The sequence below is a fragment of the Neoroseomonas terrae genome (assembly GCF_018129025.1).
Taxonomy (GTDB): domain Bacteria; phylum Pseudomonadota; class Alphaproteobacteria; order Acetobacterales; family Acetobacteraceae; genus Neoroseomonas; species Neoroseomonas terrae.
In genome coordinates this window covers 1-16,412 of the sequence record NZ_JAAEDI010000032.1, presented here as the reverse complement: position 1 = coordinate 16,412, position 16,412 = coordinate 1, and the positions used below count along the sequence as shown (strand labels likewise).

15 protein-coding genes are annotated in these 16,412 nt (G+C 71.5%); 8 read left to right on the top strand and 7 right to left on the bottom strand.

Annotation, left to right across the window (positions count from 1 at the left end; all coding sequences use genetic code 11):
- The first annotated feature begins 14 nt into the window (after positions 1 to 14).
- Positions 15 to 1,004: a hydroxymethylbilane synthase gene (gene hemC, locus GXW78_RS23695; protein WP_211871387.1), complete on the top strand. Its 990-nt coding sequence runs from the start codon at positions 15 to 17 to the stop codon at positions 1,002 to 1,004.
- A 451-nt stretch (positions 1,005 to 1,455) separates the two neighbouring features.
- Here hemC and GXW78_RS23690 read toward each other — a convergent pair whose 3' ends face one another.
- The 4 genes from GXW78_RS23690 to GXW78_RS23675 all read right to left on the bottom strand — a co-directional run bounded on the left by GXW78_RS23690 (position 1,456) and on the right by GXW78_RS23675 (position 4,778).
- Entirely contained in the window at positions 1,456 to 1,923 is a 468-nt protein-coding gene (locus GXW78_RS23690; RefSeq protein WP_211871386.1) for a SprT family zinc-dependent metalloprotease, read from the bottom strand.
- Positions 1,920 to 2,663, bottom strand: a complete 744-nt coding sequence (locus GXW78_RS23685) for a DUF2786 domain-containing protein (protein ID WP_211871385.1) — start codon at positions 2,661 to 2,663, stop codon at positions 1,920 to 1,922. Before GXW78_RS23685 ends, GXW78_RS23690 begins: the two co-directional genes overlap by 4 nt.
- A gap of 439 nt (positions 2,664 to 3,102) precedes the next feature.
- Positions 3,103 to 3,762, bottom strand: coding sequence for a YdcF family protein (locus GXW78_RS23680; protein ID WP_211871384.1), 660 nt, complete (start codon positions 3,760 to 3,762; stop codon positions 3,103 to 3,105).
- Positions 3,759 to 4,778, bottom strand: a complete 1,020-nt coding sequence (locus GXW78_RS23675) for an alpha/beta fold hydrolase (RefSeq protein ID WP_211871383.1) — start codon at positions 4,776 to 4,778, stop codon at positions 3,759 to 3,761. Before GXW78_RS23675 ends, GXW78_RS23680 begins: the two co-directional genes overlap by 4 nt.
- Before the next feature lie 254 nt (positions 4,779 to 5,032).
- Between GXW78_RS23675 and GXW78_RS23670 the strand changes: the two genes are divergently transcribed.
- Together GXW78_RS23670 and GXW78_RS23665 are read left to right on the top strand one after the other, a co-directional pair.
- Positions 5,033 to 5,860, top strand: a complete 828-nt coding sequence (locus tag GXW78_RS23670) for a GGDEF domain-containing protein (RefSeq protein ID WP_211871382.1) — start codon at positions 5,033 to 5,035, stop codon at positions 5,858 to 5,860.
- A 167-nt stretch (positions 5,861 to 6,027) separates the two neighbouring features.
- Positions 6,028 to 7,071 carry an AbrB family transcriptional regulator gene (locus tag GXW78_RS23665; RefSeq protein WP_211871381.1) on the top strand — a complete coding sequence of 348 codons (1,044 nt, stop codon included), beginning with the start codon at positions 6,028 to 6,030 and terminating at the stop codon, positions 7,069 to 7,071.
- 45 nt (positions 7,072 to 7,116) lie between these two features.
- Here the strand turns inward: GXW78_RS23665 and GXW78_RS23660 are convergent, their stop codons facing one another.
- Positions 7,117 to 8,397 (bottom strand): NAD(P)/FAD-dependent oxidoreductase, encoded by a 1,281-nt coding sequence (locus GXW78_RS23660; protein ID WP_211871380.1) that lies wholly within the window; start codon positions 8,395 to 8,397, stop codon positions 7,117 to 7,119.
- Between the two features lie 80 nt (positions 8,398 to 8,477).
- On the opposite strand from GXW78_RS23660, the gene GXW78_RS23655 reads away from it, so the two are divergent.
- Positions 8,478 to 9,257 (top strand): glycosyltransferase family 2 protein, encoded by a 780-nt coding sequence (locus tag GXW78_RS23655; protein ID WP_211871379.1) that lies wholly within the window; start codon positions 8,478 to 8,480, stop codon positions 9,255 to 9,257.
- Positions 9,241 to 9,798 carry a hypothetical protein gene (locus GXW78_RS23650; protein ID WP_211871378.1) on the top strand — a complete coding sequence of 186 codons (558 nt, stop codon included), beginning with the start codon at positions 9,241 to 9,243 and terminating at the stop codon, positions 9,796 to 9,798. Before GXW78_RS23655 ends, GXW78_RS23650 begins: the two co-directional genes overlap by 17 nt.
- 470 nt (positions 9,799 to 10,268) lie before the next feature.
- Here GXW78_RS23650 and fabG read toward each other — a convergent pair whose 3' ends face one another.
- Both fabG and GXW78_RS23640 read right to left on the bottom strand, forming a co-directional pair.
- Positions 10,269 to 10,973 (bottom strand): 3-oxoacyl-ACP reductase FabG, encoded by a 705-nt coding sequence (gene fabG, locus GXW78_RS23645; protein WP_211871377.1) that lies wholly within the window; start codon positions 10,971 to 10,973, stop codon positions 10,269 to 10,271.
- Positions 10,970 to 11,794 carry a HesA/MoeB/ThiF family protein gene (locus tag GXW78_RS23640; RefSeq protein WP_211871376.1) on the bottom strand — a complete coding sequence of 275 codons (825 nt, stop codon included), beginning with the start codon at positions 11,792 to 11,794 and terminating at the stop codon, positions 10,970 to 10,972. The genes fabG and GXW78_RS23640 overlap by 4 nt, the downstream gene beginning before the upstream one ends.
- Before the next feature lie 80 nt (positions 11,795 to 11,874).
- Here GXW78_RS23640 and GXW78_RS23635 point away from each other — a divergent pair, with 80 nt between their 5' ends.
- The 3 genes from GXW78_RS23635 to GXW78_RS23625 all read left to right on the top strand — a co-directional run.
- Entirely contained in the window at positions 11,875 to 13,140 is a 1,266-nt protein-coding gene (locus tag GXW78_RS23635; RefSeq protein ID WP_211871375.1) for an MgtC/SapB family protein, read from the top strand.
- A 495-nt stretch (positions 13,141 to 13,635) separates the two neighbouring features.
- Positions 13,636 to 15,105 carry an efflux transporter outer membrane subunit gene (locus GXW78_RS23630; RefSeq protein WP_211871374.1) on the top strand — a complete coding sequence of 490 codons (1,470 nt, stop codon included), beginning with the start codon at positions 13,636 to 13,638 and terminating at the stop codon, positions 15,103 to 15,105.
- A partial coding sequence (locus GXW78_RS23625; RefSeq protein ID WP_211871373.1) for an efflux RND transporter periplasmic adaptor subunit occupies positions 15,102 to 16,412 on the top strand: 1,311 nt, incomplete at its 3' end. The genes GXW78_RS23630 and GXW78_RS23625, both read left to right, overlap by 4 nt.

Sequence of the window (16,412 nt, the reverse complement as noted above, 5' to 3'; positions counted from 1 at the left end):
TCTATGACGCGCCCATGGCCCTTGCCCACCCCACAGCCGCCGTGCCGGATCACCGGCGGCCCCTGCCCCTGCGCGTCGGCACCCGCGGCTCGCCGCTCGCCCTGTGGCAGACGCGGTATTTCCTCGACCGCATCACGCGCTTCTGCCCGGTGCTGCGCAACGCCAAGGCCTTCGAGGAACACGCGATCACCACCTCGGGCGACGCGATCCAGGACCGCACCCTCGCCGATGTCGGCGGCAAGGGGCTGTTCGCCAAGGAGATCCACGAAGCGCTGCTCGACCGCCGCGTGGATTTCGCCGTGCATTCGCTGAAAGACCTCGAGACCGAGATGCCGCCCGGCATCGTGCTCGCCTGCACGCTGACGCGGGAGGATGCCCGCGACTGCCTGCTGCCCGGCCCCGCCTTGCCTCCCTGCGACCCGGCCGATCCCTTCGCGGCGCTGCCGCACGGCGCGGTGGTCGGTACCTCCTCCGTGCGCCGGCAGTCGCAGCTTCTGCATCGCCGCCCGGACCTGAAGGTCGTGATGTTCCGCGGCAACGTGCAGACCCGGCTGCGCAAGCTGGCCGAGGGCGAGGCCGCGGCCACCCTGCTGGCCCTCGCCGGGCTGCGGCGCATGGAACTGAACCCGCCGGGCAGCGTCGCGCTGGACCCGGAAGTGATGGTCCCGGCCGCCGGCCAGGGCATCGTCGGCGTCACGGTGCGGGCGGACGATACGGAACTGCACGAGCTGCTCGCCGCCATCGAGGACCCGGATGCACGCGCCGTATCGTCGGCCGAGCGCGCCCTGCTGGCGGCGCTGGACGGATCCTGCCGGACGCCGATCGGCGGCTATGCCCGGTTGCTTACGGGCGGGCGGCTGCGGCTGACCGGGCTGGTGGCGCGCGCCGACGGCACCTTCCTGCTGAAGCGGGCGGAAGAAGGACTCGCAAAGGATGCCACGCGGCTGGGCCAGGAACTCGGCCATGCACTGCGACGGGACAGCCCGGCCGACCTGTTCGCCTGAGAATTCTCGCTGCTGAGCGGCCCCCCGGCCCTTCCCTCACCGAACCTCACTCCGCGAAGGTCCGAGCGGCGCTCTGGCGCTTGTGTATTTGCGTCTGCCGCGAACGGAGGGGCGCTGCCCCTCCGAACCACCCCGCCAGGGGGTTGGACCCCCTGGACCGCAATCTGTGGGCGCCGGGCACAACGGGCACGCCGGACCCACCCCGCACGCTTTGTGCGCAGGAGCGGGTTTCGGCGTCGTTCCTACCGCGTTGCGCGGCGCCAAGTGGAGGTTTGCAAAGGCCTTTCGGCCTTTGCTGGGGTGGCTTGGAGGGGCGACGCCCCTCCAACCGCGACAGCGGAACTGTCAGGAGGCCACCAAGCCTTTGGCGCTGGGGTCCGGACGGTACAGCGCCCTCTCTCCCAGTACCGACAGCCTCAAACCCATTGTCCGGGCGCGCATCTTGCCCCGATCAGGTGATTCCGCCTGCTCGGGAACTGCCCCCGCCGCGCGGAACATCGACGAACGCCACCCGCGCATGCCGGTTCCAGGCGATCCCGTCCGCTGCCAGCGTTTCCGACAGCAGTTCTTCATCCAGCCGGCAGTGCTGCACGAGCAGGCGGACATAGACGCCTACGAAATCCGGCCCGTGCCCTGCGCCGTCGCCATCCGCGGTGCTGGTCATGGCGTGCGCGATCTCGTGCAGCAGCACCCAGCTCGGCAGGCTCTCCGGGGCCTCGATGGCGAGGCGACTTCCGGTGGCGAGTACGCCGCGCGACGCCTTCCGCGGCCGCATGCGCGGTGGCCAGGCCAGACCCTCCGCCGCCCATACATGATCGACGAGCGCCTGCATCTGCCCAAACGGGACGATGGATCGATCGCGCGGTGCGACGACCCGGTTCTCCCAGGCGTAGACGCGGGCGTCGCGCGCGCTGGTCATCGGCCGCGGCGCGGCAGCGCAGCCGCGGCAGCGCCTGCGCGGACCGGTCGTTGCAGGTTCACGCGGTCACCCGCCTCCGCGCCGCGGCGATAGGCGCCGGCGTCGCGCACAGTGCGCGTCGTGTAGCTCGTGCGCAGGCGGATGCCGAGATCGCGGAACCCTTCCTCGATCAGCCGTTCCTTCACGAGGACCAGCGCGGTGCCCCTTGAGGTCGGGCCGCGGGCCGCTTCCTCCGTCGCACGGCGATGCGCGGCAAGATCCTCGATGCGGCCGGAGACGCGCTCGGCGAAGCCGTAGCGGAAGCTGCGAAGCCGGTTCTGGGGCGTCGCGCGGCTGCGCTGGTAGCCCGGGCTCGCGCGGAAGACGCCTTCCTCATGGTCCACGGCGGCGGCGACCAGATGCAGCAGGTATTCCGCCATCAGCACATCCGGTTCCAGCCCGTAGAAGACGAAGGTCTGGCGGCCGACCATCCAGCCCTTGGTCTCGGTCAGCGCCACCACGGACAGGAAGATGCCGTTCAGGGCCTGCAGTCGGGGTCCGGCGAAGAGCACCTCCCGCTGGATGCACGCCTCCTCGCGCAGCTCGACTTCGGACATCGTGAGGCCATAGACCTCGAGCAGCTCGCCGACCTTCTGTGCGGCCGCCAGCGCCTCAGCTTCGGAACAGCCGCGATCCACGGTGCGCGCCGCCAGGCGGCGGATACGGTCCTTCACCTTCGCAAGTTCGGTCTGCTGGCTCACCGGGCGGGGAATCTCGTCGGGAATGGAGGGTGCAGCCGGCGCAGTGACCAGCGGTGGGAGTAAATGGGGCGGCGGGGACGGGATGTCATCGCTGCTCTGCTGGCGCCGGCGGGCGGGGAGCTGCGGGGGTACGCTCCAGACTGGAGAGGGGCGCTGCCCCTCTCCAGACCTCACCCCGCCAGGCCAATGCATGGCCTGGACCGTCGGCATCCGGCGTTGGGCAGAATGGCATTCTTTCCCCAGCAAACGCGCTAGGGGCACAGGTGCGGGTTTCGGCACTCATCCTGTCAGTGGTGCCCGGCGCCAAACTGAGGTTTGCAAAGGCCCTTCGGCCTTTGCCGGGGTGGGGTTCGGGGAGGGGCGGAGCCACTCCCTGATCCGACACGGACCCTGTCTCCGCGCCATTGAAGTTGCGCCAGCCTCGCCCGGCCGATCGGCGTCACGAGATTCGTGCCAGCCAGGCCGGCCGTTGCAGCAGCCACGCCAAAGCACGCCCGGTCAGGTACCAGTGGACGCGCAGACCCTCGCCCAGCAGGCGGATGGGTTCGATCTGCGGCGTCTCCTCGGCCGCCACCGGCATTGGCCTGAGGCCGAGCCCTTCGGCCATCAGCATCGACCGGTGCAGATGGAAGCGGCTTGTCACCAGCGTCTCGGGTCCGGCGGTGCCATGCAGCGCGCGATGATTGCTGAGGTTCTCGAGGGTGTGGCGGGAATCCGGCTCCATCGTGATGCGGCCGGCATCCACGCCGCGCGCAACCAGCCAGTCGCGCCCAGCCTCGGCCTCCGTCGGTTCCTCGGTGGTCGCGCGGCCACCGAGGACCACCACCCTCGCCTCCGGGAACCGCCGTGCCAGCTCCGCTGCCCGTGCCAGCCGATGCTCGAAATCGGTCGAGGGCCGCCCCTGCTTCAGCCGATGCCCGAGTACCAGGATGCGCCGGGGTGCCTCGCGCGGCAGCAGCGGCGCGAGCCAGGCGCGCCGCGCCACGGCGGCGGTCGCGAGGACCGGGGCGATCCCCACCGTCAGCAGGCAGGCAGCCAGCGCGGCGGCCAGGGTGATCGCGCCGTCGCGGCCGACGATCGGGCCGCGCGCTGGCGTCACGCCTGCAGCCAGCGCTGTGCCGCGGCTTCGGCACCCGAGGGCAGCATGTACCGCCGGTCCGTCACCCAGGCCGCGATGTCGTTTGCGACCATCTCGCCCTGCGTATCCCGGAGCAACATGTGATAGCCGGCGGGGTAGAAGCCGACGCGCTGCGCCGGCGCCGGCAGCGCGGCAAGCAGCGCGCGGGTCGGCCCCGCCGGCACCAGCCGGTCCCGCCCGCCATAGAGCAGCAGCGCCGGCCCACGGAGGCGCGGCGCCGCCGCCACGGCGGCATCCATCAGGTCGACCAGCCCCGCGATGGCGTCGACGCGGGTATGGCGGATCAGCAGCGGATCGCGCGACCAGCGCTGCCAGGCCGCGATGTTGTCCGTCGGCTGGAAGCCCGGCGCGCTGTTCTGGAACCCCATCATCGGCACGGCGCTCGCCATGACGTCGAGCAGTCCGCGCGCGAACCAGCCGAGGCTCGACCGCGACACCACGGCCGGCGCAAGCAGCACGTAGCCATCCACAGGGGGGGGCGCGGCGGAGGCCCCGGAAACCAGCAGCACCGCCCCGCCCATGCTTTCCCCCATCATTACGACGGGGACGCCGGGATGGCGGGCACGGATCAGCCGCGCGGCCTCGGCAGCATCGGCGGCCATGCTCTCATGCCCCGCCCAGATGCCGCGGTTGGGGGAACCGCCGAAGCCCCGCTGGTCATAGGCGTAGAGGCCGACACCGGCATCGGTGAACCAGCCGGCGGCATCCTCGGCGAAGGATCGCGCATGCTCGTTCATGCCGTGCAGGCCGATCACGATCGCACGCGGCGGCTGCGGCGGAAGCCAGCCGTAGACCGGCAGTCGGGCGCCATCGGCCATGACGAGCGCATCCGGCGTGAGCATCGGCACCGCGACATGCGGGCCCATCGGGGACCGCACCGGCGCGCACGCGGACAGGGCGAGCGCCGCCAGCGCGGCACGCCGCGATGTCGCGCCGCCGACGGGGAGGAGGGATGGTCGACCATGGTCCGTAGCCACGGGTTCCGCCCTGTGCCGCCGGGCCAATGCTGCCGCTGCGTCGCGCCAAGACAACGGGATGTGCCTCGCCTTCGGGGTTGCGGTTGCGCCGGGCGCGGTGTCGCCCATGGCGGCCGCACTGTACCGCTTCATCCCGCGTTTGGCGCCCCTTGACGTCGCGCAGCCGCCCCGCGTTGTGCACCGGGTCACCGCGGGTAATGGTTCTCCAAGCCCTTTCGGCGTTTCATGCCGCGCCCCGGAGGACCGCGCCGACCATGGATTGGGAGATACCGCTGCACGTCGCGCTGCGCTCCGTGACGGCGATCCTGGCGATCATCGCCTTCGGTTACGGCGTCGCGCGGGCGGTGTCCGTGCGCGGCGATGGCTGGCGCCGCGGCCTTCGGGCGCTGGGCGCTCCGCTGCTGCTCGGCGTCGTGGTGCTGTCGGTGCTCGATCTCGCCACCGTGCTGACGCAGCTCGAAGTGCCTGAAGATACCGTCCTGGAATGGATCTGGACGGCGCTTGACGTCCTGGTGCCGGCCTTCCTCCTGCTGCAGATGGAAACTTGGCGGCGCTACGACCGGCTGCAGGCGGAACTCGCCATGCTGTCCGAGACCGACCCGCTGACAGGCCTGCCGAACCGCCGCGGCTTCCTGGCCCGCGCCGAGCCCGCCGTGGCCGCCGCCCGGCGGGATGGCCGGGCCTGCGCGGTGGCGATGCTCGACCTCGACCGCTTCAAAGCGATCAACGACGGCTTCGGCCACCCGGCCGGCGACGCCGTGCTGCGCGGCGCCGCGTTGACCATCGCCCAGGCGGTGCGCGCTTCGGACGTGACCGCCCGGCTGGGCGGGGAGGAATTCGCCCTGCTGCTGCCCGGCGACGATCCGGCCGGTGCCGCAAGGCTCGTCGAACGACTGCGCGCCGCGGTGGCGGCCGGGGTTGCGCATCCGGCCGGGGCAGGCCAGCGCGTGACCTTCAGCGCCGGCATCGCAGCGTTGGGCCCGGGGGGCGGGGAGGCGGCGCTCGAAGCGGCGCTGTCGGCGGCGGACCAGGCGCTGTACGCCGCAAAGGCCGCCGGGCGGGACCGGGTGATGATCGGGTAGCGGCCGCCCACATTTCCCCCGGCAGCACCACCCCCCACCCCGCATGGCGGTAATTCGCCCCGCTGCCTTAGTGGCGCGGGACTTGCGTGGCACCATGCACCGCACCCCCGGCAAGGAGCCTTCGTGACCCGTCGCCTGCCCCGACACCGCTGCCCGGCCGATCAGGCATGACGGCTGCGAAGGCTCTCCGCCTGCTGCTCGGCCTCGCGCTGGGTGGTCTCGGCGGCGCGGCTTTCGCGGCGCTGCACCTGCCGCTGCCCTGGCTGATCGGATCGCTGGTCGCGGTTGCCGCGGGGCGGCTGTCGGGCCTGCCGGCAGAGGCCGACCCCCGGCTGCGCAACCTCTTCCTCGGTATCATCGGCATTGCGCTCGGGCTGTACTTCACGCCGGCCACGGCGGCGGTGCTGGGGGCCAAGGCGGGCCTGCTGCTGCTCGCGGCCATCGTCACGCTGGCGATGGGGGCGGCGCTGGCGCCGCTGCTCGCGAAGCGCGCGAGAGTCGACATGGCGACGGCCTGGTTCTCCTCCATCCCGGGTGGCGTCGCCGACATGGCGATGCTGGCGGAAAGCTATGGCGGCCGCCCGGCCCCGGTCGCGCTGGCGCAGCTGCTGCGCGTCTGTTCGGTGGTCGTGCTGGTCCCGAACCTGTTTGCCCTGGCCGGGCTGAAAGGCGACGTGCCGCAGGTCGCGACGATCCTCCCCTTCCAGCCCGGCATCCTGGCGTTGCAGGTTGCCGGCGGGCTCGCGGCGGGCTTCCTGCTGGTGCGGCTGGGCGTGCGGGCCGGGTGGATGCTCGGGCCCCTCGCGGTCACGGCGGCTCTCACCGCTTCGGGCGTGACGCTGTCGGGCATCCCGGCATGGCTGTCGGCCGTCGCGCAGGTGGTGCTCGGTGCCAGCCTCGGGGCCGCCTTCGGACGGGAGACGATACGCCCGCTGCGCCGCTTCCTGCCGCATGCCGTGATGCAGGTCTTCCTGCTGATGGCCGGCTGCGCGGTGGCGGCGGGGCTGATGGCCTGGCTGTTCCAGGAGCCACTGGGCGCGATGATCCTCGGCACCGCACCCGGGGGCGTCGCGGAGATGAGCCTGACCGGCAAGGTGTTGGGCATGGATGTCGCACTGATCGTGACGCTGCACGTCACGCGCATCTTCCTCGTCACCGTGCTGACGCCGCCGGTCTTCCGCCTGCTGCACCACCGGAAGGGCAGGGAATAGGGAGCGCGCGAGGGGCGCCGTCTCTCCCAGCGCCCCGCCGCCCGTTCACACCTTCGCCAGCCCGCCTTCCCGCAGCCGGTATCCGAACCGCCGGGCCAGCGTCAGCCACAGATACGCCGCCTTGAACGCCAGCACGGGGAACTGCCGGTTCGCGTTCGCATGCACGTCCCCGGCCAGCAGGCTGACCAGCCCTTCCCGCATGCGGAACCGGTTGCTCGGGAACATGAACATGTCCCGAAGCACCGGCGTGTTGATCCGGTAGATCAGCCAGGACAGCGAGCCGATGGCGCGCTTCACCTTGCGCTCGAAGGCACGCGCCATCGGCGCCGCACGGGCGGGGTCGTCGAGCCAAGTGTCCGCCACCGCCGCGCCCATCTCGGCACTCGCCATCGCCAGCAGCACACCGGAGGAGAAGACGGGGTCGATGAAGGCATAGGAATCGCCCGCCATCAGCCAGCCATCCCCCTGCATCACCGTTGAGGCGTAGGAGTAGTTGCCGGTTGTGGTGACGTCGCTGACCAGCTCCGCGCCCTCGATGCGACGGGCGACGGACGGCACGGCGCGCAGCGTGTCGAGGAAGAAGTCCCGCACCTCGCCGCGCCGACGCTTGAAGAAGCCGGGGTTGCTGACGACGCCGATGCTCATCACGTCGCCCGGCAGCGGGATCATCCAGAACCATCCCTCGTCGAACAGATGGATGGTGATGTTGCCGTCCTCCGCCTCCCCGAAAGGCGCGACGCCGCGGAAATGGCCGTACAATGCGGCCGTGTTGTTGTGCGGGTTGCGCGCCTTGCTGGCCATGCGGCCCGCCAGGACCGTGTCGCGGCCGGAGGCATCGATGACGAAGCGCGGGCGGAAAGTGTGCATGGCGCCGTCCTCGCCACGAGCGGTGACGTGGTGTCCCGCGCGCGCATCGAGCGCCACCTCCATCACACGCATCCCCTCGCGTGCATCGGCGCCGCATTCGCGGGCGCGGGCGAAGAGGATCTCATCGAACTGGCTGCGCCGGACCTGGTAGGAATAGGTGTAGTCCTGGTTCAGCCCGGCGGCGAAGGAGAAGGCGGTGTGCCGGCCGTGCTCATCCGACACGAAGCGCGCGCCAGGCTTGTACACGCCGATCGCCGCCATGCGCTCCGCCACACCCAGCGTCTCGAACAGCCGCAGATTCAGCGGCAGCAGGCTCTCCCCGATATGGAAGCGCGGATGGTGGTCCTTCTCGAGCAGGATCACGTGCCGACCCCTGGCGGCCAGCAGCGCGGCGGCGGTGGCCCCGGCAGGGCCGCCGCCAATGACAAGAACGTCGCAGGCCGTTCCGGCCGGCGCCATGGCAGTGTTATCGAGCGGCATGATCCTGTGCCCCGACGCGGTCCGACTGTAGGATGACGGCCCATTCCAGCCGGTTTCCCGTGACCGACGCAACCTCGTCCACATCGCCGCCGCTCGTGGCCCTCATCCCCGCCTATCAGGAAGCGGCGACGATCGCCGGCGTGGTCAGGCGGCTCTGCACGGTCATGCCGGGCCTGTCGGTCCTGGTGGTTGACGACGGGTCGACGGACGACACCGCCGCGATCGCCAAAGCAGCCGGGGCGACGGTGCTGCGCTGCGCTTCGAACGAAGGAAAGGGCGCGGCGCTGCGGCGGGGCATGCGGCATGCGACGGCGATGGGCGCCGCCCTGGTCGTGACGCTGGACGGCGACGGCCAGCATCGGCCGGAGGATCTTCCGCGGCTGCTTGCCCTCGCCGGCCCGGGCGTCATCGTGATCGGATCCCGGCGCGGTGCGGCCGGGCAGCCGGCAGCGCGCCGCCGGGCCAATCGCGTGGCGGATTTCTGGATCTCCTGGGCCGCGCGCCACCCGGTGGCGGACAGCCAATCCGGCTTCCGCATCTATCCGACCGCCGCGCTGGCCGACCTTGCGCGGTATGACGGCCGCGCGCGCCGCTTCTCCTTCGAAAGCGAGATCCTGATCGATGCGGCGCGGGCCGGCATCATGACGGTGGCGGCGGAAATTCCGGCGCTTTACGGGCCGACACTGCAACGGGCCAGTCATTTCCGGCCCGTTGCGGACATCGCCCGGATCGTCATCATGGTCGCCGGAAAGCTGCTGGCACGCGGCATGGACCCGGTGGGACTGTGGCGCAGTCTGCGGCAGGAAAGTCAGGAGAAACGGGATGCTCCAACGGCGTGAGATGCTGCGCGGCGGAATGCCGGCGCTGGTGGCGGTGGGCGCAAGCCTGGGCCTCGGCGCCTGCCGCGAGGCACCGATCTATGAGAGCGTCGGCGGGCAGTTCCCCGGCAACGGCAACATGGCTGACCGCGAATCCCAGATCCGCCGCGCCGCCGCGACGCAGACCGGCTGGACCGTCCAGCCCGTGCGCTACGGCCTGCTGCGAGCGACGAATTCCTGGCGCAGCCACCAGATGACCGTCGATATCTCCTATGACGTGCGCACGTTCTCGATCCGCTACGTCAACAGCGTGAACCTGGACTACGACGGCGCACGCATCCATGCCGCCTATAACGACCGGGTGCGGGCGCTGGAGGGGGCGATCCTGCGGACGCAGCCTGACACGGTGAGCCGCGCGACCCCCGCCGCCCGCACCGCGCCGCAAAGCGCCACGGCGAGCGCACGCTCCTCACGCCGCCTGACCGAAGGCGTGTCGGAACTGCCGGTGGGCTCGATCCCGGACGGCGCCTTCCCGGCTCTGCCGGCGGGCCAGCCGCGCTAGAGCATTTCGCAGTTTGTCGGAAACGGCACCGGCCCGGTCTCCGATTTTGCGACTGATTGGTCTGATACTTGCGCTGTCGCGGTTGGAGGGGCGTCGCCCCCTATGCGCGAAGATTTGCGGTAGCGGTTGGATCAGGAAGGGGCGCTGCCCCTTCCCGAACCCTACCCCGGCACGGGTACCCATTCACATTGCCTCGGCAGTGTGAATGGGGCCCGCATAGGCCGAAGGGCCTTTGCAAACCTCCACCTGGTGTCGTGCGCCGCGGGCAGGAACGACTCCCGGACCCGCTGCTGTGCCCGGCGCCAGCAGATTGCGGTCCAGGGGGTCCAACCCCCTGGCGGGGTGGTTCGGAGGGGCAGAGCCCCTCCGATCTCCACCGCCGGAACCAGCAAGGTAATCAAGATTCGGCATACCGCCGTTTGGTAGCCGGGTGGGGCGTGGGCCGGTGCCATCCGATCGAGAGCTAGGACCTACGCCATCCCGCCGTTGATCGAGATGGCCTGCCCGCTGATGTAGGCGGCGCGGTCGGAGCAGAGGAAGGCGACGAGTTCCGCGACTTCCTCCGCCCGGCCGAGGCGTCGCGCGGGCACGAGTTGCCGCACCGTCTCCGGCAGCACCGTGGCGGCGATGGCGGGGCTGTCGATCAACCCCGGGGCAACGGCATTCACGGTCACGCCGCGGGGCGCACATTCCAGCGAGAGCGCGCGCACGGCGCCGATCAGCCCGGCCTTGGCGGCGGCGTAGTTCGCCTGCCCGCGATTGCCCATGATGGCTGAAACGGAGGACATCGCGACGATCCGCCCGTTGCGCGTGCCCATCATCGGCAGCAGCAGCGGCCGCGCCACGTGGAAGAAGCCGTCGAGCGAGACGGCCATGACACCGCGCCATTGCGCTTCGGTCATCGCGGCCATCGGCACGTCGTCATGGATGCCGGCGTTATGCACCAGCACCTGGATCGGCCCGGGTTCGAGCAGGGCATCAACCGCACGCTGCGCCGCGCCGTGATCGGTCACGTCGAAGGTGGCGTGCTCGCCACCGATCTCGACCGCCAGCGCAGCGGCGGCGGCGGCGTTCGCATGGCCATGCACGATGACGCGGCATCCGTCGCGGGCAAGCGCACGGCAGATCGCCGCGCCGATGGGGCTGGCGCCGCCGGTGACGAGGGCGCGCCTCATCCGACCGCGCAGACGGGGCCTGCCATGTCCCGGTGCGCGGACAGGTCGCGGATCGTCGCATCGGGACCGCACAGCGCGCAGGCCGGGTCTCGTTTCAGCCGCACGGTGCGGAAGCGCGCATCCAGCGCATCCCAAAGCAGCAGCCGGCCCTTCAGCGGGTCGCCGATGCCCATGATCAGCTTCAACACCTCGGTCGCCTGGAGCGTGCCCATCACCCCGGTCACCGCACCGAGGACGCCGGCCTCGGAGCAGGTCGGCACCAGCCCTTCCGGTGGCGGTTCTGGGTTCAGGCAGCGGTGGCAGGGGCAGACGCCGTCATGCCCGGCGAAGACCGAGAGCTGCCCCTCGAAGCGCAGCACCGCGGCACTCACCAGCGGCCGGCCCAGCAGATGGCAGGCGTCGCCGATCAGGAAGCGCGTCGCGAAATTGTCGGTGCCGTCGCAAACGACGTCGTAGCGCGGGATCAGGTCCTGCGCCGCTTCCGCATCCATGCGCCGCGCATGTACCTCGACGATGGTCGCGGGGTTCAGCGCATGCAGCGTCTCGGCCGCACTCTCGGCCTTGTTGCGGCCGATGCGGTCGGTCGTGTGGGCGATCTGGCGCTGCAGGTTCGACAGTTCCAGCCGGTCGTCGTCTATCAGCCCGATGGTGCCGACCCCCGCCGCGGCCAGGTACAGCGCGAGGGGCGAGCCGAGCCCACCGGCACCGACCACCAGCACCCGCGCCGCGCGCAGCCGCGCCTGCCCGACCGCGCCCACTTCCTGCAACAGGATGTGACGGGAATAACGGTGCAGTTCCGCTTCGGTGAAGTCGAGCTCCATGGTCCGGGATATGGGCGCGGCGGCCGTCCCGGCGCAAGGCGGCGCTTGCCGCCAGTGGCGTTGCTGCGCGAAATGCTCCGATGAATGGGGAGACTCTGATTCACCACCTGGCGGTCGCGCTGGCGATCGGGCTCCTGGTGGGCGCGGAACGCCACTGGCGGGAACGCGACGCATCGCCCGGTACGCGCACCGCCGGGGTGCGCACCTTCGGGCTCATCGGCCTCGGCGGCGGCATCATGGGCGCCCTGGCGGCGCCCGCGGGCCCGGTGGGCGGGGCGCTGACGATCGGCGCCGGGCTGTTCGCCCTCGTCGCCGTGCTGCTGCCCTTCGCGCTGCGGGAATCCGACGCCGAGGACAATGTCAGCGCCACCAGCCTGGTCGTCGCGATCGTCACCTATGCGCTCGGCGCGCTGGCGGTGTCGGGGCAGCCGCAGGCGGCGGGGGCGGCCGCCGTCGCCATGACCGGCCTGCTTGCGGCGCGGGAGCAGCTGCATGGGCTGATGGCACGCATCACCTGGGCGGAGATGCGCTCGGCCATCCTGCTGCTGTCGATGACGCTGGTGGCGCTGCCGCTGGTGCCGGACCGGCCGATCCCCTGGCTCGCCGGGATCAATCCGCACAAGATCTGGACGCTCGCGATCCTGCTCGCCGGCATTTCCTTCCTTGGCTACCTCGCCGTGAAGCTGGGCGGGGCGCAGCGCGGGCTGCTGCTGGCCGGCGCGGCGGGGGGGCTCGTCAGCTCCACCGCCACGACGCTGTCCAACGCCGCGGCGTCGACGAAGGACGGGCCGGCGCGCGGGCTCGCCGCCGGGGCGCTGGTGGCGGGGGCGGTGTCCTGCCTGCGCACGATCGTCCTCGCGATGATCGCCTCGCCCGCGGTGGGGTTGGTGGTCTGGCCGGCGCTGCTCGCCGCCGCGGCCGGGATGGGGGCGATGGCCGCCATACTGTCGCTGCGTGGCACCAAGGCTGAGGAGGAGCCAAACCCGCCGTCCAACCCGTTCGAGATCGGGTCCGTGCTGCGCATGGCCGCGCTGCTCGGCGGAGTCGGCGCGATAGCGAAGCTCGGCGCGGAATGGCTCGGCGGCGCGGCGGTGCTCCTGATCGCGGCGGTGACGGGGCTGGCCGATGTGGATGCGATCACGCTGTCAGTCCCGCAACTCGTGCCAGGGGTGATTGAAGCGACCCTCGCCGCGGCGGCGATCGCCGTGGCGGTCGCCAGCAACATCATCGCCAAGGCGGTCTATGCCGCCACGCTCGGCAACCGGGAATATGGGCGGACCTACGGAATCGGTTCGCTGCTGGGGCTCGCCGCCGGCGGGGCAGTTCTGCTGGTGACGATGCGATAGGCAGGTGCGCGGCGATCCTCCGCGGTCTCTTCACGCTATATGGGGCTCACGAAAGCCGGAGGGGCTCGGCCCCTCCAGACCACCCCGCCAGGGGGTTGGACCCCCTGGACCGCAAGCTGTTGGCGCCCGGCATGGCGGGCTAGTTGCGCGCCCAGGAGGATTCTGCGCGCGTCGCCCGGCGCCAAGTTTAGGTTTGCAAAGGCCCTTCGGCCTTTGCTGGGGTGGCTTGGAGGGGCAACGCCCCTCCAACTGCGACAGTGGACGTATCAAAGCCATCAGGAACGTTTCCCAAACCCACGCCTGATGAGAGCCGCGCCCATCGAAACGTTGCTGTCCGCGGCGGAACGCCCCGCACATCATGGCGCGGCACCCCGCGATTCAGGCGCAAATCGCGACTCATTCGCAACAGACCGTTGCCTTTCGATACTGGCGGCGGGGCCGCCGCCGAGCCAAATAGCGACCAGAGGGGTGTGCCCATGGTCGTCTCGCAGCCTGATGTCCGAATTCGTTCAATCTGTTCCGCCACCCCTGCGCGTCGGTCCGGCACCGCGTGCCCTGCTGCTGACGATGGCCCTGGCCGCCTGCGCCCTGCCGATCGAGCCGGCTGACTCCGGCATCGCGGCCCCCGGGCGCTTCGTCGCCGGCCGGGCCCCGGCAGAGGCGGCGCCCGCACCCGACCCGGCCTGGTGGCGCGCCTTCGGCGCCCCCGAGCTCGACCGCCTGATGGACGCGGCGATGGCCCGCAACTTCGACCTCGCCGCGGCGATCGCCCGGATGCGACAGGCGGACGAATCGCTGCGCATCGCGGGCGCCCAGCTATTGCCGCTGGTCGAGGGCAGCGCTTCGATCGGGCGGAGCCGTGGCACCTCCGCCACCCCGGGCACGCCGGCCAACGCCGGCCGGCGCTATGGCGGCTCCCTCCAGGCCAGCTACCAGATCGACTTCTGGGGCGGGCTGGCGGCGCAGGAACAGGCGGCTCGCGACAGCGTCACCGCCGCGGAGTTCGGCATCGGCACGGTGGCGCTCGCCACCCAGTCGGCGGTGGCGAGCACGCTGTTCGACCTGCTCGGCGCCCAGGAGCAGCTCGCGAACCAGCACGAGAATTTGCGCATCGCGGACCGCACGCTTGGCATCCTGCGGCAGCGGCTGTCGGTCGGGACGGCGACGGGCCTCGATGTCGCACAACAGGAATCGGTCGTGGCGCAGCAGCGCGCGCAGGTGCCGCCGCTGCAACAGGCGGTCGAGGCCAACACCTATGCCCTCGCAGCGCTCGCCGGGATGCAGCCGGCCGAGATCACGGTGGCGACGCAGCGTCTCGCCGGCATCCGCGTGCCGGAGATCATGCCCGGCCTGCCCGCCGCGGTGCTGGCGCGCCGACCGGATGTGCGGCTGGCCGAGGCGAACCTCGCCGCCGCGAGCGCGGACGTCACGGTCGCGCGCGCCGCGCTGTTCCCCAACATCGTGCTCACGGCGGAAGGCGGCCTGCAGAGCGTCGCGCTGCAGACGCTGCTGCGCCCGGGTGCAACGATCTACAGCATCGCCGCGGGGCTGACGCAGACGATCTTCGACGGCGGCGCGCTCCGCGCCCAGCTTGCCCAGACGCGCGCCCGGCGGGAGGAACTGCTGGCGAACTACCAGCAGACCATCCTCGCGGCGCTGCGCGACACCGAGACGAGCCTTTCCGCCCTTCAGCGCAGCCGGGAGACGGTGACGCTGCAGATGGCGCGCGTGCAGGCGGCCGAGCGGGCCTATGATATCGCCGACGCGCAATTCCGCGCAGGAACGATCGACCTGCTGACGGTGCTGACCACGCAGTCGAGCCTGTTCAACGCCCGCCTGGCGCTGACGCAGGCACAGACGTCGCGGCTGCAGGCGGCCGCCACGCTGTTCACCGCGCTCGGCGGCGGTTGGACGGTCGGGAGCATTCGCGCCGCGCTTGCCGCCGCCGGAGGGCCGACCCCATGAACGAGCTGCCGCGCCCGCCGTTGCGGGAGGCTCCCCGGACCCTGGAAACCGCTGCCCCGCGCCGGCGCCGGCGCCTTTGGCGCTGGCTGCTGCTGCTGGCCGTGCTTGCCGGCGGTGGCTGGTATGCCTGGCAACGCGGCTGGCTGCCCTGGCCGCCGCAGCCTGAGCGCGCCGCCTCCGCCCCGCCGGCGGGCTTCGGCCCGAGCGGCGGGCCGCGCGGGCGCATGACGGTGCCGGTCAGCACCGCCGATGCGGCGGTCACCGACGTGCCGATCCTGCTGGACGCGCTGGGCACGGTGCAGGCGTTCAACACCATCACCATCGTGCCGCAGGTCGCCGGCCGCATCACCGAGATCGCCTTCACCGAAGGCCAGGAGGTGAAGGCCGGCGATGTACTGGTGCGCATCGACCCGCGTACCTATCAGGCAGCGCTCGACCAGGCCGTCGCGACCAAGGCGCAGCGGGAAGCGCAGCTCGCCAATGCGCGGCTCGACCTCCAGCGCTATGCGACGCTGGTGCGCGGGCAGGGTGCCTCGCAGCAGACGCTCGATACGCAGCGCGCGACCGTCGCGCAGCTTGAAGCGCAGGTGCAGTACGACCAGGCGACCATCGAGAACGCTCAGGCGCAGCTCGACTACACGGTGATCCGCTCGCCCATCAACGGGCGCGTCGGCCTGCGGCAGCTCGATATCGGGAATCTGGTGCAGAGCAGCTCGGGCGGCATCGTGACCGTCACGCAGATGCGGCCGATCAGCGTGACATTCACCCTGCCGCAACAGGCGCTGCCGCAGGTGATGACGGCGCTCGCCGCCGGGCCGGTGCAGGTCGAGGCGCGGCTGCCCGAGCCGACCATCCCGCGCGCCGACGGCACGCCGCCGCCGCCCAACCCGGTCGGCACGCTGGTGACGGTGGACAATCAGGTGGATGCCGCGACGGGCACGATCCGCCTCAAGGCGACCTTCCCGAATGAGGACATGCGCCTGTGGCCCGGCGCCTTCGTGAACATCCGCCTGCAGGTTGCGCTGCTGCGGGATGTGGTGGCGATCCCGCTGGTCGCGGTGCAGCGCGGGCCGGACGGACCTTATGCCTTCGTCGTGCAGGCCAACAGCACGGTGGCGCAGCGTCCGCTGACGCTCGGCGTCGTATCGGGCACGCAGGCGGTGGTACAGCGCGGGTTGCAGCCGGGGGATCGCGTCGTCACGTCCGGCGCGCTGCGCCTGACGGCCGGGGCACCGGTGCAGGTGGCCGACCCCGTGCGCCCGCCCGCGGCGACGCCGGGGCCGCGGCGGCGGCCAGGCGGCGCCCAG

What these genes read in the sequence shown, in the direction of transcription:
- GXW78_RS23670 (WP_211871382.1), top strand. Translation starts at nt 5,033, where the DNA reads ATGGATTGGGAGATACCGCTGCACGTCGCGCTGCGCTCCGTGACGGCG.
- GXW78_RS23640 (WP_211871376.1), bottom strand. Translation starts at nt 11,794, where the DNA reads ATGGAGCTCGACTTCACCGAAGCGGAACTGCACCGTTATTCCCGTCAC.
- GXW78_RS23665 (WP_211871381.1), top strand. Translation starts at nt 6,028, where the DNA reads ATGACGGCTGCGAAGGCTCTCCGCCTGCTGCTCGGCCTCGCGCTGGGT.
- hemC (WP_211871387.1), top strand. Translation starts at nt 15, where the DNA reads ATGGCCCTTGCCCACCCCACAGCCGCCGTGCCGGATCACCGGCGGCCC.
- GXW78_RS23660 (WP_211871380.1), bottom strand. Translation starts at nt 8,397, where the DNA reads ATGGCGCCGGCCGGAACGGCCTGCGACGTTCTTGTCATTGGCGGCGGC.
- GXW78_RS23650 (WP_211871378.1), top strand. Translation starts at nt 9,241, where the DNA reads ATGCTCCAACGGCGTGAGATGCTGCGCGGCGGAATGCCGGCGCTGGTG.
- GXW78_RS23635 (WP_211871375.1), top strand. Translation starts at nt 11,875, where the DNA reads ATGAATGGGGAGACTCTGATTCACCACCTGGCGGTCGCGCTGGCGATC.
- GXW78_RS23630 (WP_211871374.1), top strand. Translation starts at nt 13,636, where the DNA reads ATGTCCGAATTCGTTCAATCTGTTCCGCCACCCCTGCGCGTCGGTCCG.
- fabG (WP_211871377.1), bottom strand. Translation starts at nt 10,973, where the DNA reads ATGAGGCGCGCCCTCGTCACCGGCGGCGCCAGCCCCATCGGCGCGGCG.
- GXW78_RS23690 (WP_211871386.1), bottom strand. Translation starts at nt 1,923, where the DNA reads ATGACCAGCGCGCGCGACGCCCGCGTCTACGCCTGGGAGAACCGGGTC.